This is a genomic window from Nocardia sp. NPDC050630 (genome assembly GCF_044457245.1).
GTDB lineage: Bacteria > Actinomycetota > Actinomycetes > Mycobacteriales > Mycobacteriaceae > Nocardia.
This window is the reverse complement of record NZ_JBITGN010000003.1, coordinates 353,549-378,106: the sequence shown is the minus strand read 5'-3', so window position 1 is coordinate 378,106 and position 24,558 is coordinate 353,549. Positions and strand designations below refer to the sequence as shown.

At 64.0% G+C, this 24,558-nt stretch carries 28 protein-coding genes and 2 pseudogenes; 11 read left to right on the top strand and 19 right to left on the bottom strand.

Annotation, left to right across the window (positions count from 1 at the left end; translation table 11 throughout):
• Positions 1-125: 125 nt before the first annotated feature.
• The 4 genes and pseudogenes from ACIBG0_RS11935 to ACIBG0_RS11920 all read left to right on the top strand — a co-directional run.
• On the top strand, positions 126-1,004 hold the full coding sequence (locus tag ACIBG0_RS11935; RefSeq protein ID WP_397031720.1) for a helix-turn-helix domain-containing protein: 879 nt from the start codon (positions 126-128) through the stop codon (positions 1,002-1,004).
• Complete coding sequence (locus ACIBG0_RS11930) at positions 1,001-1,204, top strand: DUF397 domain-containing protein (RefSeq protein WP_397031718.1); 204 nt, start codon at positions 1,001-1,003, stop codon at positions 1,202-1,204. Before ACIBG0_RS11935 ends, ACIBG0_RS11930 begins: the two co-directional genes overlap by 4 nt.
• Positions 1,205-1,255: 51 nt before the next feature.
• A pseudogene (locus ACIBG0_RS11925) lies at positions 1,256-1,422 on the top strand (DUF397 domain-containing protein); the annotation flags it as partial.
• A 46-nt stretch (positions 1,423-1,468) separates the two neighbouring features.
• Positions 1,469-1,825: pseudogene (locus tag ACIBG0_RS11920) on the top strand (DUF397 domain-containing protein); the annotation flags it as partial.
• Positions 1,826-1,961: 136 nt separating this feature from the next.
• Here the strand turns inward: ACIBG0_RS11920 and ACIBG0_RS11915 are convergent.
• The 7 genes from ACIBG0_RS11915 to ACIBG0_RS11885 all read right to left on the bottom strand — a co-directional run bounded on the left by ACIBG0_RS11915 (position 1,962) and on the right by ACIBG0_RS11885 (position 7,829).
• Positions 1,962-2,480: a hypothetical protein gene (locus ACIBG0_RS11915; protein ID WP_397031716.1), complete on the bottom strand. Its 519-nt coding sequence runs from the start codon at positions 2,478-2,480 to the stop codon at positions 1,962-1,964.
• Between the two features lie 4 nt (positions 2,481-2,484).
• Positions 2,485-3,684, bottom strand: a complete 1,200-nt coding sequence (locus tag ACIBG0_RS11910; RefSeq protein ID WP_397031714.1) for a DUF6973 domain-containing protein — start codon at positions 3,682-3,684, stop codon at positions 2,485-2,487.
• 29 nt (positions 3,685-3,713) lie between these two features.
• The gene (locus tag ACIBG0_RS11905) at positions 3,714-4,013 is read right to left on the bottom strand and encodes a hypothetical protein (protein ID WP_396957504.1); all 300 of its coding nucleotides are present in this window, start codon (positions 4,011-4,013) and stop codon (positions 3,714-3,716) included.
• Between the two features lie 90 nt (positions 4,014-4,103).
• Positions 4,104-4,391, bottom strand: a complete 288-nt coding sequence (locus tag ACIBG0_RS11900; RefSeq protein ID WP_397031712.1) for a YbaB/EbfC family nucleoid-associated protein — start codon at positions 4,389-4,391, stop codon at positions 4,104-4,106.
• A 210-nt stretch (positions 4,392-4,601) separates the two neighbouring features.
• Positions 4,602-5,621 (bottom strand): inner membrane protein YhjD, encoded by a 1,020-nt coding sequence (gene yhjD, locus ACIBG0_RS11895; protein WP_397031710.1) that lies wholly within the window; start codon positions 5,619-5,621, stop codon positions 4,602-4,604.
• Positions 5,622-5,689: 68 nt separating this feature from the next.
• Positions 5,690-6,724, bottom strand: coding sequence for a tryptophan--tRNA ligase (gene trpS, locus ACIBG0_RS11890; RefSeq protein ID WP_397031708.1), 1,035 nt, complete (start codon positions 6,722-6,724; stop codon positions 5,690-5,692).
• A 172-nt stretch (positions 6,725-6,896) separates the two neighbouring features.
• Complete coding sequence (locus ACIBG0_RS11885) at positions 6,897-7,829, bottom strand: oxygenase MpaB family protein (protein ID WP_397031706.1); 933 nt, start codon at positions 7,827-7,829, stop codon at positions 6,897-6,899.
• Between the two features lie 188 nt (positions 7,830-8,017).
• On the opposite strand from ACIBG0_RS11885, the gene ACIBG0_RS11880 reads away from it, so the two are divergent.
• A complete protein-coding gene (locus ACIBG0_RS11880; protein ID WP_397031704.1) occupies positions 8,018-8,704 on the top strand; it encodes a TetR/AcrR family transcriptional regulator in 687 nt (228 codons plus the stop codon).
• Positions 8,705-8,768: 64 nt separating this feature from the next.
• Here the strand turns inward: ACIBG0_RS11880 and ACIBG0_RS11875 are convergent, their stop codons facing one another.
• From ACIBG0_RS11875 to ACIBG0_RS11865, 3 genes are read right to left on the bottom strand one after another with little or no spacing between them, the layout of a single operon-like run.
• Entirely contained in the window at positions 8,769-9,254 is a 486-nt protein-coding gene (locus ACIBG0_RS11875; RefSeq protein WP_397031702.1) for a barstar family protein, read from the bottom strand.
• Positions 9,254-9,736 (bottom strand): ribonuclease domain-containing protein, encoded by a 483-nt coding sequence (locus ACIBG0_RS11870; RefSeq protein ID WP_397031701.1) that lies wholly within the window; start codon positions 9,734-9,736, stop codon positions 9,254-9,256. Before ACIBG0_RS11870 ends, ACIBG0_RS11875 begins: the two co-directional genes overlap by 1 nt.
• A gap of 36 nt (positions 9,737-9,772) precedes the next feature.
• Positions 9,773-10,588: an exodeoxyribonuclease III gene (locus tag ACIBG0_RS11865; RefSeq protein WP_397031700.1), complete on the bottom strand. Its 816-nt coding sequence runs from the start codon at positions 10,586-10,588 to the stop codon at positions 9,773-9,775.
• Between the two features lie 64 nt (positions 10,589-10,652).
• Between ACIBG0_RS11865 and ACIBG0_RS11860 the strand changes: the two genes are divergently transcribed.
• Positions 10,653-11,504 (top strand): alpha/beta fold hydrolase, encoded by an 852-nt coding sequence (locus ACIBG0_RS11860; protein WP_397031697.1) that lies wholly within the window; start codon positions 10,653-10,655, stop codon positions 11,502-11,504.
• 58 nt (positions 11,505-11,562) lie between these two features.
• On the opposite strand, the gene ACIBG0_RS11855 is transcribed toward ACIBG0_RS11860, so the two are convergent.
• The 6 genes from ACIBG0_RS11855 to ACIBG0_RS11830 all read right to left on the bottom strand — a co-directional run bounded on the left by ACIBG0_RS11855 (position 11,563) and on the right by ACIBG0_RS11830 (position 17,548).
• Positions 11,563-12,825 carry an acyl-CoA dehydrogenase family protein gene (locus tag ACIBG0_RS11855; protein WP_397031696.1) on the bottom strand — a complete coding sequence of 421 codons (1,263 nt, stop codon included), beginning with the start codon at positions 12,823-12,825 and terminating at the stop codon, positions 11,563-11,565.
• A 26-nt stretch (positions 12,826-12,851) separates the two neighbouring features.
• Positions 12,852-13,730 (bottom strand): SDR family oxidoreductase, encoded by an 879-nt coding sequence (locus ACIBG0_RS11850; protein WP_397031694.1) that lies wholly within the window; start codon positions 13,728-13,730, stop codon positions 12,852-12,854.
• Positions 13,731-13,742: 12 nt separating this feature from the next.
• On the bottom strand, positions 13,743-14,630 hold the full coding sequence (locus tag ACIBG0_RS11845) for a MaoC/PaaZ C-terminal domain-containing protein (RefSeq protein ID WP_397031692.1): 888 nt from the start codon (positions 14,628-14,630) through the stop codon (positions 13,743-13,745).
• Positions 14,631-14,643: 13 nt separating this feature from the next.
• Entirely contained in the window at positions 14,644-15,081 is a 438-nt protein-coding gene (locus tag ACIBG0_RS11840; protein ID WP_397031691.1) for an SRPBCC family protein, read from the bottom strand.
• A gap of 56 nt (positions 15,082-15,137) precedes the next feature.
• Positions 15,138-16,343, bottom strand: a complete 1,206-nt coding sequence (locus ACIBG0_RS11835) for a lipid-transfer protein (protein ID WP_397031689.1) — start codon at positions 16,341-16,343, stop codon at positions 15,138-15,140.
• A gap of 551 nt (positions 16,344-16,894) precedes the next feature.
• The gene (locus ACIBG0_RS11830; RefSeq protein ID WP_397031687.1) at positions 16,895-17,548 is read right to left on the bottom strand and encodes a TetR/AcrR family transcriptional regulator; all 654 of its coding nucleotides are present in this window, start codon (positions 17,546-17,548) and stop codon (positions 16,895-16,897) included.
• A gap of 64 nt (positions 17,549-17,612) precedes the next feature.
• On the opposite strand from ACIBG0_RS11830, the gene ACIBG0_RS11825 reads away from it, so the two are divergent.
• Entirely contained in the window at positions 17,613-18,014 is a 402-nt protein-coding gene (locus tag ACIBG0_RS11825; RefSeq protein WP_397031685.1) for a hypothetical protein, read from the top strand.
• Between the two features lie 66 nt (positions 18,015-18,080).
• On the top strand, positions 18,081-18,977 hold the full coding sequence (locus ACIBG0_RS11820) for a LysR family transcriptional regulator (RefSeq protein WP_397031683.1): 897 nt from the start codon (positions 18,081-18,083) through the stop codon (positions 18,975-18,977).
• Between the two features lie 113 nt (positions 18,978-19,090).
• Here ACIBG0_RS11820 and ACIBG0_RS11815 read toward each other — a convergent pair whose 3' ends face one another.
• Complete coding sequence (locus tag ACIBG0_RS11815; RefSeq protein ID WP_397031681.1) at positions 19,091-19,645, bottom strand: TIGR03086 family metal-binding protein; 555 nt, start codon at positions 19,643-19,645, stop codon at positions 19,091-19,093.
• A 34-nt stretch (positions 19,646-19,679) separates the two neighbouring features.
• Positions 19,680-20,885 (bottom strand): alpha/beta hydrolase family protein, encoded by a 1,206-nt coding sequence (locus ACIBG0_RS11810; RefSeq protein ID WP_397031679.1) that lies wholly within the window; start codon positions 20,883-20,885, stop codon positions 19,680-19,682.
• A 92-nt stretch (positions 20,886-20,977) separates the two neighbouring features.
• Here ACIBG0_RS11810 and ACIBG0_RS11805 point away from each other — a divergent pair, with 92 nt between their 5' ends.
• The 3 genes from ACIBG0_RS11805 to ACIBG0_RS11795 are packed head-to-tail and all read left to right on the top strand — an operon-like array spanning position 20,978 to position 23,250.
• Complete coding sequence (locus tag ACIBG0_RS11805; RefSeq protein ID WP_397031677.1) at positions 20,978-21,568, top strand: TetR/AcrR family transcriptional regulator; 591 nt, start codon at positions 20,978-20,980, stop codon at positions 21,566-21,568.
• A gap of 58 nt (positions 21,569-21,626) precedes the next feature.
• On the top strand, positions 21,627-22,778 hold the full coding sequence (locus tag ACIBG0_RS11800; RefSeq protein ID WP_397031675.1) for an epoxide hydrolase family protein: 1,152 nt from the start codon (positions 21,627-21,629) through the stop codon (positions 22,776-22,778).
• A 58-nt stretch (positions 22,779-22,836) separates the two neighbouring features.
• Positions 22,837-23,250: a nitroreductase family deazaflavin-dependent oxidoreductase gene (locus ACIBG0_RS11795; protein WP_397031674.1), complete on the top strand. Its 414-nt coding sequence runs from the start codon at positions 22,837-22,839 to the stop codon at positions 23,248-23,250.
• Here the strand turns inward: ACIBG0_RS11795 and ACIBG0_RS11790 are convergent.
• Positions 23,247-24,386 (bottom strand): MFS transporter, encoded by a 1,140-nt coding sequence (locus ACIBG0_RS11790; protein ID WP_397031998.1) that lies wholly within the window; start codon positions 24,384-24,386, stop codon positions 23,247-23,249. The two genes, ACIBG0_RS11795 and ACIBG0_RS11790, sit on opposite strands and share 4 nt — an antisense overlap.
• Between the last annotated feature and the right edge of the window lie 172 nt (positions 24,387-24,558).

Here is a 24,558-nt window from a genome sequence, read left to right as displayed (position 1 = left end):
GACCTGTTGGATGCAATCCTTCCTGGGGTTATGCCCTCATCGCATGATCATTCGTGATGTGCCCTCCGCATGGGATGACGGTGTGCTCTGCTGGTGCCAACGGTGAAACCTGAAGGGAGGCGGGCATGTCGGAGGACGGATCGACGCTGGCACGGCGGCAGCTGGGGAAGTATCTGCGGGATGGACGGGAGGGGTGCGGACTCACGCTCCAGCAGGCAGCCCGGCTGATCGACCGCAGCGGCAGTACCTTACAGCGGATCGAGAAGGGCACGGTGGCGCATCTGCGCGATGTGGATCTCGAGGCGCTGTGCAAGATCTACGAGTTCGATCCTGACCACACTGCCGCGATGAAAGGGCTTGCGGTACAGGGCAATGAGCTGAGCTGGTGGCTCGAATATGGCGACGTGATGCCAGCGAACTTCGACTTCTTTGTCGGGCTGGAGGCTTCCGCGCAGCGGCTGACCACCTATCAGCCCGAACTCGTGCCGGGGTTGTTACAGACACCGGCATACGCCAGCGTGCTCCTGCGGTCGGGCTATCCCGACGACGGCCCTGAGGAACACGCGCGTCGGGTGCAGTTGCGGATGCGGCGGCAAACGAGAATCACCCGCAAGCACCATCCGGCGACACTCGACGTCATGCTGCGAGAGTCGGTCCTGCGAGGGGTGGTTGGTGGCCCGAAAGTGATGGCGACCCAGCTGAGACACCTCGCCGACATGAGCACCCGCTCCAACGTACGGTTGCAGATCCTCCCGTTCAGCGCGGGATTCCCCTTGGGGGACGCAACCGGTCCATTCGTCATCCTCGAGTTCGGCACGGATAAGCAGGGGCAGGCGATCGAGCCGCCCATAGTCTTCACAGAGAATTTCACAGGGGGCTTGTATCTTGCGAAACCAGCCACCGTCCGCCGGTACCATGATGCCTACGAGGGCCTCCGGCGAAGTGCGATGGATCCCATCGACAGCCGTGCTCTACTCATGCGAATGGCGAAGGAGTACGCGTGAACATTGATCTGACCGGTGCTGGCTGGTTCAAGAGCAGCCACAGCGGTGCCAGCTCAGACTGCGTCGAAGTCGCCTTTCTCCCGAACAACCATGTCGGCGTTCGCGATTCGAAAAACCCTTCCGGCCCCGCACTCGTATTCACCCCAGCCGAATGGTCAGCCTTCACCGCCGCGACAAACCGCGGAGACTTCGACCACTGACCTCAGAGGGGCACCACATGGCGAAACCACTCGGACACGAAGTGGTTCAAGAGCAGCCACAGTGGTGCCCACTCGAACTGCGTCGAAGTCGCCTTCCTCCCGAACAACCATGTCGGCGTTCGCGATTCGAAGACCCCTCCGGCCCCGCACTCGTATTCACCCCAGCCGAATGGTCAGCCTTCACCGCCGCGACAAACCGCGGAGAGTTCGACCACTGATCTCGGAGGGGCACCCTATTGCGCATCCTCGGACGCGACGTGGTTCAGCAGCAGCCGCAACGGCGCCCACTTCGAGCTGCGTCGAAGTCGCATCCTTCCGAACAACCGTGTCGGCGTTCGCAATTCGAAGAACCCCTCCGACCCCGCACTCGTGTTCACCCCAGCCGAAAGGTCGCCTTCACGCCGCGACTACCCATGGCGGGTTCACCCGCTGACGGCCTACCGGTCTCGTAGCGAGCCAGTCGTCTGTGCTGAGGCGTCGTCCTGCTTACTGTCCGACGGACATGAGCACCTCGATATACGTCGAAGCGGAATTCGACGACGTTGCGAAGCCAATCAACCTCATACCTCGAGCAACAGCGATTCGATACAGCACGCTCGAGCGCTCGGTCCTGTCAGCTGACTACTGGTCGTTGGCGGTCGTCGTAGAGTCTTCTGCCTAGATTCCGCTCACCGTTCGGTGTTCGGTATTGACCGGACACCGTCCGATTCGGAACTCGACCACGTAGCGCAGCCGAATAGCCCCACCAACATGGCTTCTATGACGCCGGCTCCAGCCTGTCGCGCCCTGGCCGAGGCACCAGCACCGATTCAGCGGTCAGAGCCCCGCGGTCGCGTACTTCGAGGGGCTTCCGATCGCCGCTCCAAGAGACGACCTGCACCGGCTTGCCTTTGTCGACGAACAGGTAGTAGCCCTGCTCCGGTCCTTCCCGGTAATCCATTGTGGGGAGATGCTTCCAACACTGACCTGGTGTGTTCGCGTTCTTGTTGAGGTCGGCCACTTTGGTGGACACACGCACCTCCACCAACCGCTCCCAGCTATCAGCCCAACCCGCAGCACGGGTTATCTCGATCAGCGTGGCTCCATCCGTACCCTTTGCCACCTCGCGCAGTGCGGCGTCGAAACGCTTGCTCGATCCAAGCGGCTCGGCTTGTGGAGAGCTGAAATCGAATGTGCCAGTGCAGGTCTGATCGTCCGGTCGATCGGTGGAGGTGGTGCATGCACTCAACGCCGACAGGGCAACGGAGATCAGCAGTACGTACTTCACTTTGGTCATATGATCATTTCTTCCCCGGCAACGGAATCTCAACTCCGGCAGGCTGGCCGGTATCGCTCTCGCTCACGGTGTTGCTCCAGGTGATTGTCGGCCGACTCCGGAGGCCGGTGGCCGGGTCGACGGGGTTGCCGAGGACGATGGCTTGCCCATTGTCGATGTGTTCCTTGACCTTCTGCGCCAACTCTTCGGCAGATGCGCTCGAGTTCGCCAGGCCGATCTTTCGCCCTTGTTCGTTGTTGTACAGATCCATAGCCTCGCGATGCGGCGGGTTCCCACCGATCTTTTCATGGCTAGTGGTGTAGGTCTGAGTCCAATCCTCGCCGAACTTTTGCGTCATCAATGCATTCCAGTATGTATGTCGGAATGCGTCACCGTGCCCGTCCAGGTATGAGGTCGGGTACCGCTTTTTGGCTTCGTCCTCCGCCAGCGAGGTGATATCGAAGAAATCCTTGAGACCAGATAGACCCTTCTTGGAGTAGAGGTTATCGAGAGCCCTGGACTCCTCCTCGGTCATCAGAGTGGCCTTGAAATCTGGTATCGCCATACGAATGACGTCGAGCAGGGCGCCATCCGAGGGCCAAATCACCGGCTTGGAACTCGACGTTTCGGTTTGGTAATCCGTGAGTACCTTTGCGAGGGTCGGATCGGACGGAGTACCAGACACGCCTTGCTTTACTGAATCGGCCAACTTCTCCAGTAGCCGTCCAAGGTTCTCCGACCCGGTGAGATCGGCCTCCTGAATCCGGGTCAGCGCTTGACGAATCGCCTGGGTCAGCCGAAACTCCTCCAACTCCTTGTTGGCGACAGCAGTGGCGGGAGACCACCAATGCTCCTTCATCGTCTCCCAATTCGATTGGTGTGAAAGCACTTCGCCGTCTGGTTCACAGAATAGATCCCAGTCCGAATCCTCGACCTCTTCGAGCCACCCACGGATCTCTCCGATCTTCCCTTCGATGGTCTCGCAGATGGAGTTGATCGACTTCGCCATCTCCTCGTAGACATCGACGGTCGCGAATCCATCCTTCTTGTCCTGCTCGCCGCGCTCGCGCACGCTATCGCCTGACTTGCCCTCGAAATATTCATATGACTGCGCTATCTTGCGACCCGCGTCAGCCATTTCCGAATCGATCTCACCTGACACGCGCTTCACGATTGATGCCACATCACGGGCCGGGCCGAGATTCCAACCCAGTACCTGAGGCACTGTGAGGGGATGATCCTCGTGAAGCCCGCTCACCGCTCCCCTACCTGACGCAAACGGGTCGCGTTGGCTTCATCCAGTTGCTCGAAGGCCGTGGCCTGTTGCTCGACTACACCAGCAAGCTCTCGCATCCGGCCGACATGAAAGTCCACTACACGGTCCAGCGCTTCAAGCGTCTCCTGGATGCGAACCCCTGTTGAAGAACCCTGCAGCTTGTCCCGCGCATCATCACGACTGTCTTTCGCGACCGGCGCCTTACCAGCGATGGTGTCCGAGTGGACCCTCACATCAGCCGCCAGCTTACGCATCCTCACCGGGTCGACCTCGAACACGGATTCACCACACTTTCGATTTCACTTGCCGCGGCTCGCAAGTTGCGTACGACAGACTCACCGAGAGAATGTATTCGCGGACCACTGCCGCTACCTTCGCCGCGTCGGCGCATCCTGACTGAGCTCTGTATAGATACGTTCGGCCTCAGCCTGAGCATTTCCATACGCGATCCGGTGCTGATCCGCGATCAGCCGCTCGAGCCGTCGAGCACCCGCTTCCAGCGCATACGGCTCGATGAACAGAGCCGTGATCGTGCCGCGAGCATCGGCTTCGACATACACGCCACCGTCCGCCGATCGCGAGCTCCCGCGCACCTCGGAGACCGCGGCGTTCAATCGTTTGAGGTGCGCTGCCCGACGCTCGGTGTACTCGTCCATTGCTCCCCAACCCCGATCGACACATGGATCGTCTTCGACGTACAGCGAAACTCTATCGGGCACAAGTTCTCAGCCGCAAACCCGTTGGGACTGGGTTTGTGTCGCGTTGTTGGCCTCAGGAGCTGTCCAGCTGGCGAACCGAACGACCTCTTGCGAGTGACACGGTTGCCATACTGATCAATCCGGGTCAGCGACTCACACCACTGCGACTCAGCGGCGGCGCAGGCCCGAAAGGACCAATGCCGCAAGGGCGCCCGCGCCAAAGGAGGCGGCGCTGGTGCCCATGGAAAGGCCCGGCGCGCTCACACGGGGCTTGATTACGGCGGGGGCGGGTGGGGGGATTTCGGCTTCGATCTCGTTTTCCGATGCCGTTGCGGCCCAGGCGGTTGCGAACAGGATGATGCGATAGGTGGTGTAGCTGAACACCATTAGGCCGATGATCGATCCGAATACCGCGCCCGCGGGGCTGTGCAGCACCATCTGCAGGTAGAACGACGCGACGTATTTGAAGAGCTCGAAGACCACTGCGGCGATCGCCGCGGCTCGGGCGGCACTTCGCAGGGTGACCGGCTCGCGGGGCAGGCGTGCGATCATCCAGACGAACACCGCCCACGATGCGAGGAAGCCGAGCAGTATCGAAATGAGGACCAGGATCAGCCGCGCACCGGGCAACTCCGACAGACGGAACGTGCTCAGCAGTCGCGCGCCGAGGGTGCTCGACGCCAGCGTGGACAGGCCGATCGAGACCACGAAGGCCAGGCCGAGACCGATCAGTGCGCCGAGGTCGGAGAGTTTATTGAGGAACCAATTGCCTTCCGGGGTCTTCTGTTCCCACTGTTCGGTCAGTGCCGCCCGCAGATTCGCCATCCAGCCGAGTCCGGTGTAGACACCGACGAGCAGACCGAGCGTACCGACCGTGCCGCGCGATCGGATGGCCTGATCGATCAGATCATTGAGCTGGCCGCCCAGTGATCCCGGAATGTTCTCGATGATCTTGTTCCGCACTTCGGTGAGCATGTCCGGGTCGCCCGACAGTACGGAGCCCGCGATCGCGAAGGCGACCATCAACATCGGAAACAGCGACAGCACTGTGAAATACGTGATCCCTGCCGCGTAGTAATTACCGCGTTGCCGTTGATAGTTTCCGCCCGCGCGGATGAGGTGATCCAGCCATGGCCGCGACTGAATCCGACGTTCGAGCGCCGCCTTGATGTTGTCGATCACCTGCATCTGTCACGCCCCTTCAACAGAGACCGCGCGGTGCTGGTCGACGAGCGGTCGCTAGCGGTATTCCCCAGCTAGCGAGCCAAAAACCCCACCCGGTCGTAGACCTGTGCCAGAGTGTTGCCGGCAATCTCGCGCGCCCGCTCGGCACCTGCGTCGAGGATGCGGTCGAGTTCGCCCTGATCCCCTAAATACTCTTCCACCTTCGCCCGCAGCGGGGTGACAAATTCGACCAGCGCGTCGGCGACATCGGACTTCAGATCGCCGTACCCCTTACCGTCATAGTCGCGTTCCAGCGTGACGATCGGGGTGCCGCTCAGCGAACTCAGGATCACCAGCAGGTTGCTCACACCGGCCTTGGCTTCCGGGTCGTAGCGGATTTCGCGCTCGGTATCGGTGACCGCGGAGCGAATCTTCTTGGCGGTGATCTTCGGATCGTCGAGCAGGTTGATCAGACCGGCGTCGGTGGAGGCCGACTTGCTCATCTTCGAGGTCGGATCCTGCAGGTCGTAGATCTTCGCGGTGCCCTTGACGATATGCGCCTCCGGCACCACGAAGGTCTTCTTGAACCGAGTGTTGAAGCGCTGAGCCAGATTTCGGGTCAGCTCCAGATGCTGGCGCTGATCCTCACCAACTGGCACCTGATGCGCACGGTAGAGCAGGATGTCCGCGGCCATCAGGACCGGATAGGTGAACAGTCCGACGCTGGCGTTCTCCGCGCCCTGTTTGACCGACTTGTCCTTGAACTGGGTCATCCGGCTGGCCTCGCCGAATCCGGTGATGCAGCTGAGCACCCAGGTCAGCTCGGCATGCTCGGGCACCTGGCTCTGCACGAACAGGGTGGAGCGCTTGGGGTCGATGCCGAGCGCGAGCAGCTGCGCGGCCGCGGCCTTGGTGCGCCGGCGCAGTTCCTTCGGATCCTGCGACACGGTGATCGCGTGCATATCCGGAATGAAGTAGAGGGCGTCGTAGTCGTCCTGCATGGTCACCCAGTACTGCAGCGCCCCAAGGTAGTTGCCGAGATGGAAGGATGCGCTGGTGGGCTGGATCCCGGACAGCACCCGCTGTTTGCGTTCAGCGGCCGGGTTCGTCTGAGCAGGACTGGACATATCCCGATCTTCGCATGGCTGTCACGCGGAATTTCGCGGGTCCCTCCGTGGTTACGCTCCGCTACCGCCTCCGGGCCCGTCGCTCACCCCGCGGTGTCCGATCTGCGGCGTTCGCGGGTCCCTCCGTGGCTACGCTCCGCTACCGCCTCCGGGCCCGTCGCTCACGCCGCGGTCACGCGGAATTTCGCGCCGCCCAGTTGCGTGGGTCGACACCGGGCATACTCGGGCGGCCGGTGCTGTGCAGTTCGCGTTCCCGCTTGGACAGCAGCTTGTAGACCGGCGCGCTCGGACCGGCCAGCGTCCCGCGCAGCACCGGCGGTACCAGCGGCGGTGCGATATGCGCGGTGCGCACGCCCTGCGCGAGCGCGCGGTAGGCGAGTTGCTCGGGCAGCCCCCAGCGCATCCCGTACATATCGCGGATCCGCGGCGGCAGACTGCCCTGCACCAGCAGGTAGAACGCGTCGACGACCTGGCGGATCGGCCCGCGCTGCCGATAGGGCACACGCTGACCGGCCAGATACGAACCGACCAACCGGGCCTCATCGGTGAGGAACAGCTCGTCCGAGGCCAGATAGTCGTCGAAGGATCTGCGGAACAGCGGGTAGCTGCTGGGCGCGGCCTCGCGCGGCATGCCGAACAGCTCGCCCCAGCGGACGTAGTCCTGGTACAGGCCCTCGCGTTCGCCGTCGGTCAGCGGGCGGACCAGCAGATCGTGCATCACTTCGGCCGAGTCGAAGGCGAAGGCCATGGTCATGTACATCAGATGCGGGTCGAATGCGGAGTAGCCGGTGCCCGCCGGATGCTGCGGGCCCGCTTCCTCGGGTAGTTCACCGACGACCTTCGCATGCTTTTTGGCAGTGAAGGCGAGCGCGCGATCCGCCTCGTCCTTGCTGCCGAGGAAGACGGCCTCGAAAAGCTTGCCGGTCAACGCGAGTCGCGTGTACGGAGTCATCCGATGCTCGGTGTTCTCGGCGGTTCCGACGTACAGCAGCGGATTGACCGCCCCGATCACCAGGGCACGCTGACCGTAGGTGAGGCCAACCGCGCGTTTGCTCATGACGCGTCGGGCCATCGAATGATCGGCGAAATAGCCGGGCTCGGACATCGCTGCCTCCTCGTTGAGCGCGTGCCGTGGGGCGCGTTTGCCCCGTCATCCCTGGCATTGGAATGCACAGCATCTGACAACAGAATCCACCAGATTTCGCAATCTGGCAACATTCTCAACCAGATTGACGGCGTCCTCCGCTACCACGATCTGGTCGACCGGGACCGCAGCCATGCCAGAATCGCGGTATGAGTTCATCGCGAAGCGATTCCGTGGCGGGCGGTGCTCGCGCGATGAGTGGCCCGACGAAACGTGCCTACGGCGGCGTCTCCGCCGACGAACGCCGCGCCCAGCGACGCACGGCACTGCTCGATGCCGCACTGGAGATCATCGGCACCCAGGGCATCGCCAAGCTCACCGTTTCCGGACTGTGCGCACAGGCTGGACTCAATGAGCGCTACTACTACGAAAGCTTCGACAGCCGCGATGCGGTGCTGGCCGCGCTCATCGATCGGATCGCGGAGGAACTGGCCGGGGCGATCATCGGTGCGCTGCAGACCGCACCGGCCGATACCCGAGCCAAGGCGCATGCCGCGATCTCGGCAGGGATTCACCTGCTCACCGACGATCCGCGCAAGGCGCACGTCGCACTGGTCGCGGGCATGGCGACGCCGGAACTGCGCGCCCGCACGAACCAGACGGTGCGGGTATTCGCCCGCATCGTCGCCGCCGAGGGCATCGACTTCTACGGCATCACCGACCCGAATCCCGATCCCACCATCGACTTTCGCGCCACCTACCTGGTCGGCGGCCTGGTCCAGACCCTCACCGCCTGGCTACAGAACGACCTCCCGCTCACCCGCCAAGAACTGATCGATCACACCACCGACGTCTTCGTACTCCTCGCCGATGACCTCGCCAGCCGCCTCACCTGAGCCAGACCGGCATGAATGGTTGTTCCCCGCGAGACCGACAGCCACCATTCGACTGTGTTCGGCGCTACGGGCTCAGGCGGACGATTTCCGGGTCGGATGGTTCGCCTTGGAGCACGACCCGGAAGGCCAGGCCCTTGGTGGACCAGTATTCGGCGGCCTCGCGCATGGCTTCGATGAACCATGCGCGTTCTTCCAGTTCATCGATCAGTAGCTCGGCCGAATCGCGGATTACGGCAACATATCCGGCGGCGGGGCCGACGAAATCATCGAGATCGCGCAGACATTCGTCGAAGGCGTCCTTATTCGCGCCGAAGTAATACGGGAATTGGAAGGCGGCCGCGAATTCGTCGAAAACACCTGCGGTGGTTTGCATTTTGGGCCCCCGCAGTTCGCGTACCGCGTAGTCGACGGGTGCGTCGTAGCGCACGCCGCTGAGCGTTGGCGCGTCGACGGGGAGGGCACCCACCACGGCGGACGGCGCCGAGGCCGCGGCGTCGGTGGACCGCTGGACCTCGGGACGGGCAAGGAACTGCGATAACGGAACTGTCATCAGCGCATCCTCGTGAAGGTCTCGTAGTGGTCACCGGTGTACCAGGCCGAACCGTCGCTGCCGGTGACGATGCGTTCGGCGTCGCGGGAACGGTTGGGCTGCTTCGGGTTCACATCCCATTCCTGGTAGGTGATGGCTTTGCCCGCCGAATCCTTGGCGGGCAGGGTGCCGCCGCGATTCATCCAGCGGTCACCACCCTTGGTGCCGGACGCGTTCGCTGAATCCGGCCAGCGGCCCGCGTCGATTTCGGTCAGGGTCGCGTAGGCGCGATCCGGAACGCCGGGGGCTCGGACTGTGGATGTGGTGGTGACATCCGGGCCGCGCGCCGGAACCGCCACGCTGGCGCTGCGCGTGGTGGAGGTCACCGAGGCCGCGCTCGGCTTGCTGTCCCCGCCACGCGAGGCGAGCAGTGCGATCACCAAGGCCAGCAGAGCCACACCTAATGCGGCGAAGGCGCGAACCCGCTTCGATGAAATATTCATGCGATCCCGATCTCCAGCACTGCCATACCGCGAACTTTATCGGTACTGCACCGTGACGGGCGCGTGGTCGGACCAGCGCTCGGCGTAGGTGGCGGCGCGTTCCACCACCGCCTGCTTCGCCCGGCCCGCCACCTCGCCGCGGGCCAGGTGGTAGTCGATGCGCCAGCCCGCGTCGTTGTCGTAGGCGCGGCCGCGGTAGGACCACCAGCTGTACGGGCCCGCGACGCCGGGATGCAGGTTGCGCACCACGTCCACATATCCGGCGGCGAGCATGCCGTCGATCCAGGCCCGCTCCTGCGGCAGGAAGCCAGAATTCTTCAGGTTGCCCTTCCAGTTCTTGATATCGAGTTCGGTATGCGCGACATTCCAGTCGCCGCAGATCACGAAATCGCTGGTCTGGGCCCGCATATGGGTGCCGATCTCGTCGAGGAAGCGGTACTTCTCGTCCTGCATCGGCGTATCGGCCTCGCCGGTATGCACGTACACGCTGGCCACGGTCAATTCATCGAATTCGGCCTCGACATAGCGTCCGGTACCGGCGAATTCAGCGCTGGGATGCCAGGTTCCGTCCTGCCAGCCGCCGAGTCCGATGCGCACGGCACGCGGTTCGCGCCGGGACAGAATGCCGACTCCGGCCCGCCCCTTCGCTCCCGGTTCCGCATGCGTCAGATACCAGCCCGCATCCAGTGCGGGCGCGAGCGCGGCGCGGGTCTGCTCATCGGTTGCCCGGGTCTCCTGCAGGCAGATGATGTCGGCTTCGGTGACCGCCAGCCACTCGAGCATCCCCTTGCCCGTCTTGCCCGTCGCCGCACGGACCCCGTTCACATTGATCGACGAGATGATATAAGGCACCAAACGACCGTACAATGCTGGTCAGACGAACTCCCCCGGGACATCGCAGTCCAGGAAGGGGTGAATGACGATGAAGTCAGGCACCACCAACTCTCCCGCCCCCATCAAAGCGCTGCATATCGGATCCGGTGATCCGGTTCTGCTGCTGCACGGGTTCATGCTTTCGCCGCACTGTTGGGAACAGGTCGCGCTGCGGCTTTCCGCGCATTGCGAGGTATTCGCCCCCGCCTTTGCCGGCCACTGGGGTGGTGAACCGATCGACGGCTGGTCGACCGATGTCCATACCCTCGCCGACCGGATCGAGGATCAACTCGATGAACTCGGTTGGCGTACCTGCCATATCGCGGGCAATTCGCTCGGCGCCTGGGTCGGCTTCGAACTGGCCCGACGCGGCCGGGCCCGCACCCTGACCGCGATCGCACCGGCGGGCGGTTGGCAGTCGCCCTCGCTCATCCAGTTCCGCGTCGGTGCGAAATTCCTCTCGCTGGTGCCGATCGTCCAGGTCGGTAAGCGGCTCGGCGGATTCGCGATCAACAATCCGATCGCGCAACGCTTCGCCCTCATGCTGCTGAGCAAGAACGCGGCGGCCGTCTCGCGCCGCGATATCGCCGCCGTGATCAACGCCGCACTGCACTGCCAGGTCCTGCTCCCGTTGATCCTGGGCACCGTGCGCGCTCCCGCGCTGGAAGACCTGTCGAACCTTCCGACCCCGGTGCGCCTGCTGATGGCCGAATACGACCGGATCATCCCCAACCGCGTATACGCCCGCCGCTTCCTGCGGGAACTGCCCGACTCCGCCGACCGCATCCTGGTCAACGGCGTCGGGCACGTCCCCATGCTCGAAGCTCCGGACCGCATCGCGACGCTAATAGCCGAACATATCTACGCCAGCCGCACTCACTTGCGCGCGGTGTGAAAACCCAGCACATGCCGTGCGCCGTCACCTATGTGCTGTGCCGACCGCGAAGTTCGCGCTACTGGGCGAGCAGGCCCTTGGCTATGTGGGTCACCTGGATTTCATTGCTGCCCGCATAGATCATCAAGGACTTGGCGTCACGGGCGAGTTGCTCGACTCGGTACTCGGTCATGTAACCGTTGCCGCCGAACAGTTGGACCGCGTCCATGGCCACCTCGGTGGCAGCCTCGGAGGCGTAGAGCTTCATGGCCGATGCCTCGGCGAGCGTCGGCGGCTTACCCGCCTTACCGCGCTCGAGGGTGTTGAAGACCATGTTCTGCACGTTGATCCGGGCAATCTCCATCTTGGCCAGCTTGAGCTGCACCAACTGGAAGCGGCCGATCTCCTGACCCCACAGCTTGCGGCTCTTGGCATAGTCCAGGCAGAGCCGGTGACATTCGTTGATGATGCCCAACGCCATGAAACCGACACCGATGCGTTCGGCGGTGAAGCTGGAGCGGGCGCTCTCCCGGCCGTCGCCGCCCTTGTGCTCCTCGGTCTCACCGAGCAGCCGGTCGCGGCCCAGGCGCACATTGTCGAAGAACAATTCACCGGTCGGCGAGGCGTGCAGGCCCATCTTCTTGAACGGCTTGCCCTGGGTGAGGCCATCCATCCCCTTGTCGAGCACGAAGGTGAGCACCTTGCGCTCGCGCTTATCGCCGCCGTCACCCTCGTCGAGCTTCGCGTAGACGATCATCACGTCGGCGAACGGGCCATTCGTGATGAAGGTCTTCTGACCGTTGAGGATGTAGTCCTCACCGTCGCGCTTGACATAGGTCTTCATGCCGCCGAACGCGTCCGAACCGGAGTCGGGTTCGGTAATCGCCCATGCCGCAACCTTTTTCATGGTGACGATATCGGGAAGCCAGCGCTGCTTCTGCGCGAGCGTGCCACGCGACAGGATGGTGGTGGCGCCGAGACCGATGCTGACACCCATCGCGGTGACCAGCCCCATGCAGACGCCGGACAACTCCCCGATCAGTACCGCCATCAGCGACTCCTGACCGGCGAACGGGCTACCGCCGGATGGCTTTTCGGACTTCTCCGGCAGCGGCTCGCCCGCGGCCAGCGCCTCCGCCTTCTCGCGCTCCTTGGCGAGCAGTCGCTGCACCGCCTCCCCACCCAGCGCATCTATTCCGAAGTCGCTGAACAACTTCCGAATGATCGGGTAGGGGGTGAGCTCACCGCTCTCCAGTGCGTCGAGCTGCGGGCGGACCTCCTTATCGATGAAGTTGCGCACCGCCTCGCGGATCATCTCGTCGGTCTCGGACCATTCGAACATCGTCGTCTCCTAACGTTCCCGCGAGATCAAGGCAGCCGAGCGGCGATATCGTCGATGAGCCACGGCCCGTCGGTCTCGATCGTCTTCACGTCGTGCCAGCCTGCCAGCTCGGATATGGCACCGCCCTGAACCGCGAAAACCTTGCCGGTGATCGGGCACTTTTCCGATGCCAGATAGGCGACCAGCGGAGAAATATTGGCCGGGCTGAAGGCGTCGAAATCGCCGTCCTCGACCGCCGAGGCTTCGGCGGCCATCATCTCGCCCATGCCGGGGGTGGCCAGGGTGAGCCGGGTGCGCGCGATCGGCGCGATGGCATTGACCCGGACGCCGTAGCGCGCGAGCTCGTCGGCAGCGACCAGGGTCAGCGCGGCGATTGCCGCCTTGGCCGCGCCATAGTTGGCCTGGCCCGCATTCGGGATGGTCGTTCCGGAGGCCGAGGCGGTATTGATTACCGCAGCGTTCGGCTGGTTGCCTGCTTTGCTCTGCGCCTTCCAGTACGCCGCCGCGTGATGCAGCACCGCGGCGTGGCCCTTGAGGTGTACGGCGATCACCCCGTCCCACTGCGCCTCGTCCATGCCCGCGATGAAGGCATCGCGCAGGATGCCCGCATTGTTGACCACGATATCGAGACCGCCGAGCTCCGAAATCGCCTGGGCGACAACGTTAGCGGCACCCTGCCAGGTCGCGATGTTGTCGGTGTTCGCAACGGCCTTGCCGCCCGCCGCGATGATCTCGTTCACGACCTGCTGGGCCGGACCGACGTCGGAACCCTCACCGGCATTGCTGCCACCGAGGTCGTTCACGACGACGGCCGCACCTTCGCGTGCGAACAGCAGCGCATGCTCACGTCCGATGCCGCGACCTGCGCCGGTGACGACGGCGACCCGTCCTTCCAATGCACCCATCTAGATGGCTCCTCAGTTGTTCAGTAGTTGGTCGGCGACTTCGGCGAGACCGTCGCTCAGGACGACGTCTTCGCCACGGACGGTCTCGAAGGCGTACGTGGTGACGCCGTTTTCCGAGCCGATCCGCCAGATCCGGGTCTGCAGGTCGTCACCGGGGAAGACCATCTTGGCGAAGCGCACCGCGAATCGCTTCAGCCGGTGGACATCCGAGCCCGCGACCTCGGTGAGCACGGCCCACGATGCGAAGGCCATGGTGCACAGACCGTGCGCGATGATCCCGGGCAGACCGGCATCCTTGGCGACCTGCTCGTCCAGATGCAGCGGCACCGGATCGCCGGACGCGGGCGAATAGCGGTAGGTCTGATCGAGATCGACATGCTGCGGCACGACCGCGATCGGATCCTGTGACCGAAGGTTCTCGTCGAACTTGTGCGCCGGAGCGGCGACACCGACCGTCTTACCCGCGTCGATATTGCGGAAGAAGGCCGTCAGATACTGCTCGTTCACCAATTCCCCTGCCTCGGTACGGCATTCGATGAGAATGGTGATGGTGCTGCCATTGGAACGGCTGGCGTAGCCGATCGCCTTGGCCCGCGAGACCAGTTCGTCCCCCGGCAGGATCGCGCGGTGGAAGTGGAAATCCTGCTCTCCGTGCACGACTCGGCCGAATATATCCATCGGCGCGACATCGATCACCGGCATCATCATGGCCTCGAAGACCGGGACGATGCCGAAGATCGGTGCGGCCACCTCGCCCGACAGATGCACCTCGATCGGATCATTGGTCGCGGCGGCGTATTCTGCGATCCGCTCCCTGGTCACTTCGAAACGCTCATTGTCACACCAGGTTTCGAGTCCGCTGTCGTCGAACTCCACCGGCCGGGCCGCAGCAGCTGTCATTACCGACCCCTTTTCAGGCCGAGGCCAGCGCGTCGAGCTGTTCGAGCGATCGGTCCAACTGCTTCAGACCGTCCTTCTCGACCGCCTTGCCGAGCGCGCCCTTGATCAGCGCGCCCTCGAAGTCACCCGAGACCAGGATGGTGCTGCCACCATCGCCCTTGGGCTGGATATCGAAGGTGAACTCGGTCTTCACCCCGGCCATTCCGGTGCCGCCGAGGGTGAGTTTGTTCGGCTGCTCGACCGCGACGACGGTCCATTCCAACTTGTTCGCCATGCCGAGCATGACGATCTTCGCAACCAGTTTGGCCCCCTCGGCCAAGGTGGCGGGCGGCTCCTCCATGAAGCGCTCGTGAATGGTGAACCACTTGTCCCAGGTCTGCGGATCGGAGACGACAGCCCACAACGCATCCGGGGTGGCGTTGACGTCCTTGGTGGCTTCGATATGGCCCATGAGTACTCCTCGTCGAGTGAATATTGTTGCTGCATCCGGCTTTCGCCGAGCAGAGATCAGCGGTCGGCTCGCTGGTAGGCCGTGACGACCGCGGCGCCGCCGAGGCCGATATTGTGCTGCAGCGCGGCGGTGACGTTGTCGACCTGACGCTTGTCGGCGGTCCCGCGCAGCTGCCAGGTGAGTTCGGAGCACTGCGCCAAACCCGTTGCGCCCAAAGGATGTCCCTTGGAAATCAACCCGCCGGAGGGATTCACCACCCACTTGCCGCCGTAGGTGGTCTGGTTGTCGTCGATGAGCTTTCCGGCCTCGCCCTCGCCGCAGAGCCCGAGGGCCTCGTAGAGCAGCAGTTCGTTGGCGGAGAAGCAATCGTGCAGCTCGATGACCTGGAAGTCCTCCGGACCGAGGCCCGCCTGCTGGTAAACCTTCTGTGCGGCTCGAGCATTCATGTCGTAGCCGATGAGATTCTTGGCGGTGTTGTCGAAGGTGGAGGCGAAGTCGGTGGTCATCGCCTGGCCGACGATCTCCACCGCCTGTGCGGCGAGGTCGTGCGAGTTCACGAATTCCTCGCTGGCCAGCACGACCGCACCCGAACCGTCCGAGGTCGGCGAACACTGCAGCTTGGTGAGCGGGTCGTAGATCATCCGCGAGCCCAGGATGTCATCGAGCGAATACGCGTCCTGGAACTGCGAATACGGGTTGTTCACCGAATGCTTGTGATTCTTGTAGCCGATCTTCGCGAAATGCTGCGCGGTGGTGCCGTATTGCTTCATATGCTCGCGCCCGGCCGCACCGAACATCCACGGCGCCACCGGAAAAAGCACCTCGGAGATCTCCGCGAGTGCCATGACGTGTTTGGCCATCGGCTGTTCGCGATCGTCCCAGGTGGAACCGAGCGAGCCCGGCTGCATCTTCTCGAAACCCAATGCCAGGGTGCAATCGGCCAGGCCACCCCGAATAGCCTGCGCCGCAAGGAAAAGCGCCGTGGAGCCGGTCGAGCAGTTGTTATTGACGTTGACCACCGGAATGCCGGTCATCCCGAGTTCGTAGACCGCGCGCTGTCCGGAGGTGGATTCGCCGTAAACATAACCGACATAGGCCTGTTCGACTTCGCGATAGTCGACCCCGGCATCAGCCAGGGCCTTGGTGCCCGATTCCCGCGCCATATCCGGGTAGTCCCAAGCGCTGCCGTCCTTGTTCTTTCGGCGGCCCGGCTTTTCGAACTTCGTCATGCCGACGCCAACGACGTAGACCTTGTTCGCCATCGAACTCCTCACTTAGTACCTGACCCGGTGTGACCATGCGCCGGGCCGAAGACGCGGCCCGCAGTGTTCGAACCCGTCCGGATCGAACAGAAACAAACATACAGAGCTGTATGTAAGCCTGCAAGAGCTCGAGGCAATTCGGCTCATGAAACGTGAGAACTCCCTGCTCAGGACGAGTATCAGCACCATTCGGCGCGCGCTGAATATTGCGCCAAGGGTCAACGGCGAGTTGTCCAGGCGCGCAGAGGCATGGGCCGCCCACCAGCCCCGGCCGATGCTCGGCCCGAAGAGCACCGCGCGGCCGTCGCCAGCGACGATCCCGCGGTGCGCGCCCGCATCGGCTGCCGGGCGCTCTTCGGCGCGATCACGCAGATCCTCAGCCTTGTCTCTGCCCTGCGCGCGCGGCATTACCGAACAACATCGTCGGCTTCTACGCCGATTGCGCAATCGCGTGGATCGTCACCGTCGCAACAGATATTGCGGTCGACAAGTATCTGCCGACGATCTCGCCAACGCGTCCGCCGTTCCGGCGCGCCAACGCTGAGAGGGTTCTATTCGGCGGGCCGCGACAATGGATGCGCGGCCAATGCGGCCGTGGCGATCTCTCGCAGATGCACCGAAGCTCGCCGCCAACGTCGGTGCGCCCGTTCGGAATCCGGATCTATGAAGTTGGAAACCAGGATTCCGCGCAATGCGTCCATCGCGGTGTAGACGAAATCGCGAGCTTCCTTGCGCCGCATCTCATCCGGGACGAATCGAGCGACCGCCATCAGCACGGCATTATTGACGAACGGCTCGACCTTCTCCATCGCCGAGGCGAGAACCGGATCAGTCCGACCCGCCACCCACAGCTCAGCGGTAGCGATGAACAGTGGCCCCTGATGTAGCTCCCACAGGAAGTCCAAGGCCGCCCCGACCGGATCGCCGCCGCCCTGCACCCTGGACATCTCCCGCATCGCGGTCTCCGCGCGCAACTGCGCCAGATGGCTGATCGCCGCGACCACCAGATCGGTCTTGGACCCGAAGTGATGCACTTGGGCACCGCGGGTGACCCCGGCCCGTTCGGCTACCCGCGGCGTCGTGGTCCCGGCGTATCCGTATTCAACCAGGCAGTCGATGGTGGCATCGAGCAGACGCGTGCGCATCTCACTACTGCGCTGCTCCTGCGTGCGGCGCTGCTGCTTGGGCGCTTCGGACCTGGTCATTCCGGCGATTCTACACTTACATACAGATCTGTATGTTCATCGCCGCGTGGACCGATAAGCAAAAGTGATCACGGGCCGCCGGATTCGGCTCATTGCCCGGACCGACGCCGATACGCTGGTCGATCCGGACTGGGGCGAGGTCATCAGAGGTCACTTCATCGAACATCCCGATACGGCCGCGCTCACCGGCATCACCACCTACCACGACTCACCCGTCGGCTTCCTCCTGAAACTCGGTATCTACCTGCAGGATCGGCGCGGCAAGTTCGGCGGCCGGGTCGGCAATCTGCAGGGTGCGAATATGGCCATCCGGCGCACGGCCTGGCAGTCCCGCCATCGCGCCTTCATCGTCGGCGCGTGGCTCACGCACACGGTGCAGTGGCCGATCTACCGCTTTTGGGACTTCGAGCGGCGACGCTTCACGGCGCGTCCCGGTGCCGCGCGGATCTCCGCCGTAGGCGACTGAGCACGGTGAGCGCGTTCCGTCGAAAAATGGTCTGATTGGCTGGCGTAACCGATCAGGAGCACCACGATGGAACTGAGAGATATCGAGATCTTTCTGGCGCTGGCCGAGGAGTTGCACTTCGGGCGGACCGCGGAACGGCTGTATCTTTCCCAGGCTCGGATCAGCCAGTCGATCAAGAATCAGGAACGTCGTATCGGGGGGCGTCTCATCGACCGCGGCAACCCGCGCAATATCCAACTGACCGCGCTCGGCAAGCAGCTGCTCACCGATCTGCGCCCCGCCTACCACGGTCTGACCCAGGCGATCGAGAACGCGCGGACGACCGCGCAGGGCGCGGCTCGGGTGCTTCGTATCGCGATGATCGGCTTCAATTCATATGACTACCGGCCATTTTGGGAACTCTTCCGAACCCGGCACCCACAGTGGGAACTACAGATCCGCAATATCGAATTCGTCGAACAGTTCGACCCATTGCGACGCGGCGAGGCCGACATCGTCATCGCGTGGTTACCGGTCGAGGAACCTGATTTGACCGTCGGGCCGATCATCTCGACCGAACCCATGGTGGCCATGATGGGCGACGACCACGAGCTCGCGGACGAAAAGCACTTATCTCTGGAAGTTTTCGGCGATCGCGGCGTGCTGGCGCCGAGCAAACCGATGCCCGACTACTGGGAAGATGCCATCAGCCCCTTCTACACACCCGGGGGCCGCTCTATCGAACGCGTTTCCACCGTCTCGACGGTGGAAGACATCCTGACGGTCGCCAGCACCCGCAGCGCCTTCACCATGGGCATGAGCCACGTCGCCCGCTACTACAACCGCCCCGGTATCCGCTACGTGCCGATCAGCGATTCACACCTGGTCCGGTGGGCGCTGATCTGGCGCAGCGGCGGTGAAACCGAGCAGATTCGCGCGCTGGCGAACGTTGTTCGTGAGCTGGGGCCACTGGAGCAGAACTGACGCCGCGGTCGGACGCGTCCGAGCTGATGGCGACGCGGTCGAAGACAGGCTGACGCGACGAAGGCAGACGGCACGGCAAAGGCCCGCCGCAACGATGCGACGGGCCACGGGGCTCAGGCTCGGCCAACGTAGGCGAGCAGCCGCCGGTGCGCGGGAGCATCGCGGGGCGCCGCAACCTCCGGACCGAACATCCCTGGTACGCGGAAGTTTTCGATGCCCATTTCACGCATGATCGCCAGCAGCTCCGCGCACAGCTGCTCGTCGACCGAGTGCATCTGTCCGGTGGCGACCGCCAGATCGACACCGTGCACGACGAGTTCGGTCAGGTGGATCACCGCCGCCATCGGGCCGGGCACCTCGCCGAAGCCGAGACGCACCTTCTGCTCGAGTGCGTCGGGACGATGCCAGGCCGTGCGGTCGAGCTCGGCCGCCTCGGCGTAGGCGCCCTGCGGATCGGCGCCGAGCCAGTCGTCGTGGTGGTCGCGGACGGGGGTCAGGCCCTGCAGTTGCGCGGCAAAGATATTCATGCCGCCCACCAGGTGATTGAGCAGTTCGCGCAGGTCCCATTCCCGGCACGGCGTCGGCGCGGTCAGCTGTTCTGCGGCGATGCCTTCGACGATGCCGCCGGTCATATCGATGGCTCGGTCGATGCGGTCGATCGTGTTCATGTCAGGTCTCCTGGAAGTATCGAGCAGCAACGGGTTAGGCCCGGTCGAAGGTGTCGTCGAGCCAGTCGTAGATGCGAGCGAATGCGAAACGTTGTGCGCCGGACTGGCAATGGGCATCGGCGCCCTGCTCGGCGGTGAACTCGAGCAGCGTCTTCGGGCAGGTCAGATGCGCGAAAAGGCGTTCGGGCTGAGCTTTGAAGAACCCGTCATCGGCACCCGCGCACACCAACGTGGGACAGGCGATCTTCTCCGCGATGCCCTCGCGGACGTGGTAGTCGAGGTAGCTGGCGGCGAAAGCACGCGGCGTGCTGACGCCCATGGCGTACATGCCGTGCGAAATCGCCCAGCGCATAACGGGATTCGCTGCCATCGCCGCCTCGAGCGCGGCATCGAGCTCCGGATCGTCCGCAGCGCGGAGCCTGCGCTCGAGTTCCGCACGTTCACCGGGCAGACCCGCGGTGGAGATGTCGCCGAGGTCGTAGATGCCGTCGACGGCGATCAGGGCCGCGACCCGCTGGTCGAAGGCGGCGGCGCGCGGCGCGAGGACACCACCCATGCTGACCCCGAGCAGCGCGATCCGGTCGGTATCCACTTCGGGTCGCGCCGCAATGTAGTCGAGCACGGGGCCGACGACGTTCTCCCAATCCGGACGGAAGGCCAACCCTTGGTGGTGTCTGACGCCCGGCTGCCCCGGACCATCGAAGCTGAGCACGTGGTAGCCGCGCTCAACGGCCGCTGCCGCGCCGAAGAAGTGCATTTCCTCGACGGTGCCATCGAACCCGTTGTGCATCACCACCGTTGGACGCTGTTCACCCGAGTCGTCCGCGCGGTAGAAGTAGCCCGGCAGGGTGGTGCCTTCGTACGGAATCAGCACCGGCTCGATCACTTGGTCCGCGAGTTCGATTGCGGCGCGGAAGCATTCGACCGACGCATCGTAGGCATGCCGGATGCGCGGGTCGGCGGCATTGCCGTGCAGGAAGAATTCCGCGGCGCGGTAGTAGTTCGACGCACGCAGATAGCCGTCGCGGGCGCTGACCCGATGCGCCGTCCGCGCCGCGGCCGCTACCCGATCGGCCGTTGCCAGCCACTCGTCGTACCAGCTGTCGTAATCGTCGGGGACGATCCGCTGGGCAGTGACCGCGACCTCGCCGAAATCCGCTCCGCCATAAGCGATGTGACCGAAGATGCGCAGCGTCTCGTACCAGAACGAGTGGTTGTCGGGAAAGAAGATCGGTTCCATGTCAGCTCCTAAACGCAGTTCGTAACGGCGTTAAGCTCACGATAACGAGTGGCGGCCACAAACGCAAGTCAGCACTGCGTTAGGATGGGGGCATGGATGAACAAGCCCGCGCCCGCCGTCCCGGAGGTCGCAGCGCTCGCGTGCGTGCGGCGGTACACCAGGCGGTCACCGAACTGGTCGCCGAACGCGGCTACGGCAACTTCACCGTCGCCGATGTCGCGGCGCGCGCCGGCGTCGCCGATACCAGCATCTACCGGCGCTGGGGCAATCTCGAAGCGCTGGCCATGGAGGTGACCGTCGATCGGCTCGGGACCGAGTCGGCGATGCCGAATACCGGTTCGCTCGAGGGCGATCTACGCGCCTATGCCGTCAAGGCGGCCCGCGATGTCAGCGGGACGGACGGATTGGCGCTGCTGCGCACGATTCTCGCGCTGCTCGACACCGGCACGGCGGGCGAACAGACGCGCGATCGATTCCTCACTGAACGGGCGAACCAGGTCCAGGCCATGCTGGATCGGGCCACCGCGCGCGGCGAAGCGGCCCCCGAGGTGTTGGAGGTGGTCGACATCATCCTGGCCCCGCTCTACACCCGCACCCTTTTCGGCACCGGCGCGCTCACCGACGATTACGTCGATACGCTGGTAGACCGGCTGCTGCACATGGCAGCCGATAAGCGAAAGTGATCGAAAGACAGTCGGATTCGGCGTTGTTCCGGCCGCGCGACTCTCGCAGGCTGAGTCCGTGTCCGAGATCAAGCCCTTCCGCATCGCGATCCCGCAGGCCGACCTGGCTGACCTGGCGTACCGTCTGACCCACACCAGGTACGTCGCGGAACTGCCCGCTCGGGAGATCGCGGGCCGGGTATACCCGGGCGTGCCGGTGCGGCCCGGCTGGGAGTACGGCGTTCCGCTGTCATTCGTCCGTCCGCTGCACGAATATTGGCGCGATAGTTTCGACTGGCGCGCACAAGAGCGGCGGCTCAATGCATTTCCGCAATACACGACCGAAATAGACGGGCAAACCATCCATTTCGTGCACGTCACCTCGCCCGAGCCCGACGCGATGCCACTGCTACTCGCGCACGGTTGGCCGAGTTCGTTCACCGAATTCCTCGGCCTGGTAGGCGAATTGACCGATCCACGCGCACACGGCGGCGATCCGAGCGACGCCTTCCACGTGGTGATCCCGTCCTACCCTGGCTTCGCCTTCTCGGGACCGACCCACACCGCCGGTTGGCGCCCGACACGCATGGCGGCTGCATTCGACGAGCTGATGAACCGCCTCGGCTACGATCGCTACGGTGTGCACGGCAACGACTGCGGCGCCATCGTGGCACCCGAGCTGGGCCGATTCGCCCCGGACCGAGTCGTCGGCGTGCACGTGACCCAGCTCTATTCCTTTCCCAGGCGCGAGCCGGGCGAGCTGGACGGACTCAGCGAATACGAGCTCATCCTGGTGTACTTCGGGCAGAAATTCCGCGCGCACGCCATCCACAATGCCGCCCAGCAAGCGCAGCCACAGACCCTCGGCCACGCACTGTCGGATTCCCCCGTCGGCCAACTCGCCTGGAGCGGCCAGGCGCTGGTGAACGCGATGAGCACCGACGAATTGCTCACCAATGTGGCAATCTACTGGTTCACCAATACCTCGGCGCCCGCGGCCCGGTTCTACTTCGAGCACGATCGCGCACCCCAGGCGAAGCAGCCGACCACCGTGCCGATCGGGCTGGCCTCCTTCGGTTTCGACTTCAAACCGCCGCGCAAATTCGCTGAACGCGACCATCGCAACCTCGTGCAATGGCACGAATACGACCGAGGCGGGCACTGGGCGGCCCACGAAGCCCCCGATTTGTTACTCGCCGACCTGCGCGGATTCTTCAAAAAGGTGATCTGATCGGACCATATATCGGCGACGATTACCTCGACCCGATCTCTCGATCCGAGGAGTCCAGATGGCCAACGATTGGAACCAGAACATCATCGCGGAGTTCCGTGCGAATGCGGGCAAGGTCGGCGGACCGTTCGAAGGCAAGGATCTGCTGCTGCTCACCACGACCGGCGCCAAGACCGGACTGCCGCGCACGAATCCGGCGGCCTATATCCGCGACGGCGACCGTTTCGTGATCATCGCGTCCAAGGCCGGTGCACCCGATAACCCGGACTGGTATCACAATCTGCTGGCGAACCCGAAGGTCACGCTCGAGATCGGCACCGACACCATCGAGGCGACAGCCACCCCGATCACCGCAGGCCCGGAACGCGATCGGCTCTACGCGGCCATGGTCGAGGTCATGCCGGGATTCGCCGAATACGAGACCAAAACCGATCGGGTGATTCCGGTCGTCGCGCTCGAACCCAGCAGCTAAGCCACTGAGCGGCGACCGGCCCAGACAGTCACGGTGAACAACAGAACGCCGAACACGGCCAGACCAGCACCGACGGCCGCGGGCGCGGTGTAGCCCAGACTCGCCGCGATGACGAGTCCACCCAACCACGCGCCGGCCGCATTGGCGAGATTGAGGGCCGCATGATTCAGCGCCGCGGCGAGGGTCTGGGCGTCGGCGGCCACATCCATCAAGCGGGTCTGCAGACCGGGCGCGAGCGCCGCACCCGATGCGCCGATCAGGAACACGCCGATAGCCGCCGTGTATGGATTGTGCGCAGCGGCAACGAATCCCGCGAGGATGACGACCATGGCGATCATCGAGCCATAGATTGCCCGATCGACACCGCGATCGGCCAGAATGCCGCCGACGATATTGCCTGCGACCATCCCGAGCCCGAAGAGCATGAGCACGAACGGCACCAGTCCGAGCCGCAGACCGGCCACATCGGTCAGCGTGGTGGTGACGTAGGTGTACACGGCGAACATGCCGCCGAAGCCGATCGCGCCGACCAGCAGGGTCAGCAGCACCTGTGAGCGACGCAGTGCGCCGAGTTCGGTCATCGGGTTGGTGATCCGGATGCCGTGCAGCTCCGGCACAAATCGGATCAGCGCCGCGACGGTGGCGATACCGATCACCGCCACCACCACGAAGGCATCGCGCCAGCCGAGATGCTGGCCCAGCCAGGTCGCACTGGGAACGCCGACAACATTGGCGGCGCTCAATCCCAGCATAACCGCGGCAACCGCCTTGGCGCGCTGTCCTATTGGTGCCAGCGTCGCGGCGGCCAATGAGGCGACGCCGAAATATGCGCCGTGCGGCAGGCCAGAAACGAACCGCGCGACGACCAGGAGTGCGAAGGTGGGCGCAATGACGGTCGCCGCATTTCCGATGGTGAATGCCACCATCAAGGCGACGAGCAGACGTTTGCGCGGCGCCCGTGCGGCCAGTGCGGCGATCAGCGGAGCGCCGACGACAACGCCGAGCGCATAGGCCGATACGGCATGACCTGCCGTCGGCTCGGACACGTGCATGGCGCTCGCGATATCGGGCAGCAAACCCATGGTGACGAATTCGGTTGTGCCGATTCCGAATCCACCGAGGGCAAGCGCGAGCATCGCCGGAATATGCCAGTCCGTCCGCTCGCCCTCGGCACGTGCGGAACTCTGCGTTGTTACGGGACTGGTCACAACATCATGTAACCGTCCGACGACCGCCCGCGCTTCCCAGGCAAGCGTGAGTTCCCCCACGCCAGGGCCACGGCTCCTGCCTCTCGAGGTCAGGTCTCGT

Coding starts and splice junctions, on each gene's coding strand:
- ACIBG0_RS11880 (WP_397031704.1), top strand. CDS start 8,018: ATGAGTTCATCGCGAAGCGATTCCGTGGCGGGCGGTGCTCGCGCGATG.
- ACIBG0_RS11850 (WP_397031694.1), bottom strand. CDS start 13,730: ATGGGTGCATTGGAAGGACGGGTCGCCGTCGTCACCGGCGCAGGTCGC.
- ACIBG0_RS11810 (WP_397031679.1), bottom strand. CDS start 20,885: ATGGAACCGATCTTCTTTCCCGACAACCACTCGTTCTGGTACGAGACG.
- ACIBG0_RS11815 (WP_397031681.1), bottom strand. CDS start 19,645: ATGAACACGATCGACCGCATCGACCGAGCCATCGATATGACCGGCGGC.
- ACIBG0_RS11790 (WP_397031998.1), bottom strand. CDS start 24,386: ATGCTCGCGCTTGCCCTCGGTGGATTCGGAATCGGCACAACCGAATTC.
- ACIBG0_RS11915 (WP_397031716.1), bottom strand. CDS start 2,480: ATGACCAAAGTGAAGTACGTACTGCTGATCTCCGTTGCCCTGTCGGCG.
- ACIBG0_RS11885 (WP_397031706.1), bottom strand. CDS start 7,829: ATGTCCGAGCCCGGCTATTTCGCCGATCATTCGATGGCCCGACGCGTC.
- ACIBG0_RS11820 (WP_397031683.1), top strand. CDS start 18,081: ATGGAACTGAGAGATATCGAGATCTTTCTGGCGCTGGCCGAGGAGTTG.
- ACIBG0_RS11870 (WP_397031701.1), bottom strand. CDS start 9,736: ATGAATATTTCATCGAAGCGGGTTCGCGCCTTCGCCGCATTAGGTGTG.
- ACIBG0_RS11845 (WP_397031692.1), bottom strand. CDS start 14,630: ATGACAGCTGCTGCGGCCCGGCCGGTGGAGTTCGACGACAGCGGACTC.
- ACIBG0_RS11900 (WP_397031712.1), bottom strand. CDS start 4,391: ATGGACGAGTACACCGAGCGTCGGGCAGCGCACCTCAAACGATTGAAC.
- ACIBG0_RS11805 (WP_397031677.1), top strand. CDS start 20,978: ATGGATGAACAAGCCCGCGCCCGCCGTCCCGGAGGTCGCAGCGCTCGC.
- ACIBG0_RS11830 (WP_397031687.1), bottom strand. CDS start 17,548: ATGACCAGGTCCGAAGCGCCCAAGCAGCAGCGCCGCACGCAGGAGCAG.
- ACIBG0_RS11795 (WP_397031674.1), top strand. CDS start 22,837: ATGGCCAACGATTGGAACCAGAACATCATCGCGGAGTTCCGTGCGAAT.
- ACIBG0_RS11835 (WP_397031689.1), bottom strand. CDS start 16,343: ATGGCGAACAAGGTCTACGTCGTTGGCGTCGGCATGACGAAGTTCGAA.
- ACIBG0_RS11860 (WP_397031697.1), top strand. CDS start 10,653: ATGACGATGAAGTCAGGCACCACCAACTCTCCCGCCCCCATCAAAGCG.
- ACIBG0_RS11855 (WP_397031696.1), bottom strand. CDS start 12,825: ATGTTCGAATGGTCCGAGACCGACGAGATGATCCGCGAGGCGGTGCGC.
- ACIBG0_RS11840 (WP_397031691.1), bottom strand. CDS start 15,081: ATGGGCCATATCGAAGCCACCAAGGACGTCAACGCCACCCCGGATGCG.
- ACIBG0_RS11935 (WP_397031720.1), top strand. CDS start 126: ATGTCGGAGGACGGATCGACGCTGGCACGGCGGCAGCTGGGGAAGTAT.
- yhjD (WP_397031710.1), bottom strand. CDS start 5,621: ATGCAGGTGATCGACAACATCAAGGCGGCGCTCGAACGTCGGATTCAG.
- trpS (WP_397031708.1), bottom strand. CDS start 6,724: ATGTCCAGTCCTGCTCAGACGAACCCGGCCGCTGAACGCAAACAGCGG.
- ACIBG0_RS11875 (WP_397031702.1), bottom strand. CDS start 9,254: ATGACAGTTCCGTTATCGCAGTTCCTTGCCCGTCCCGAGGTCCAGCGG.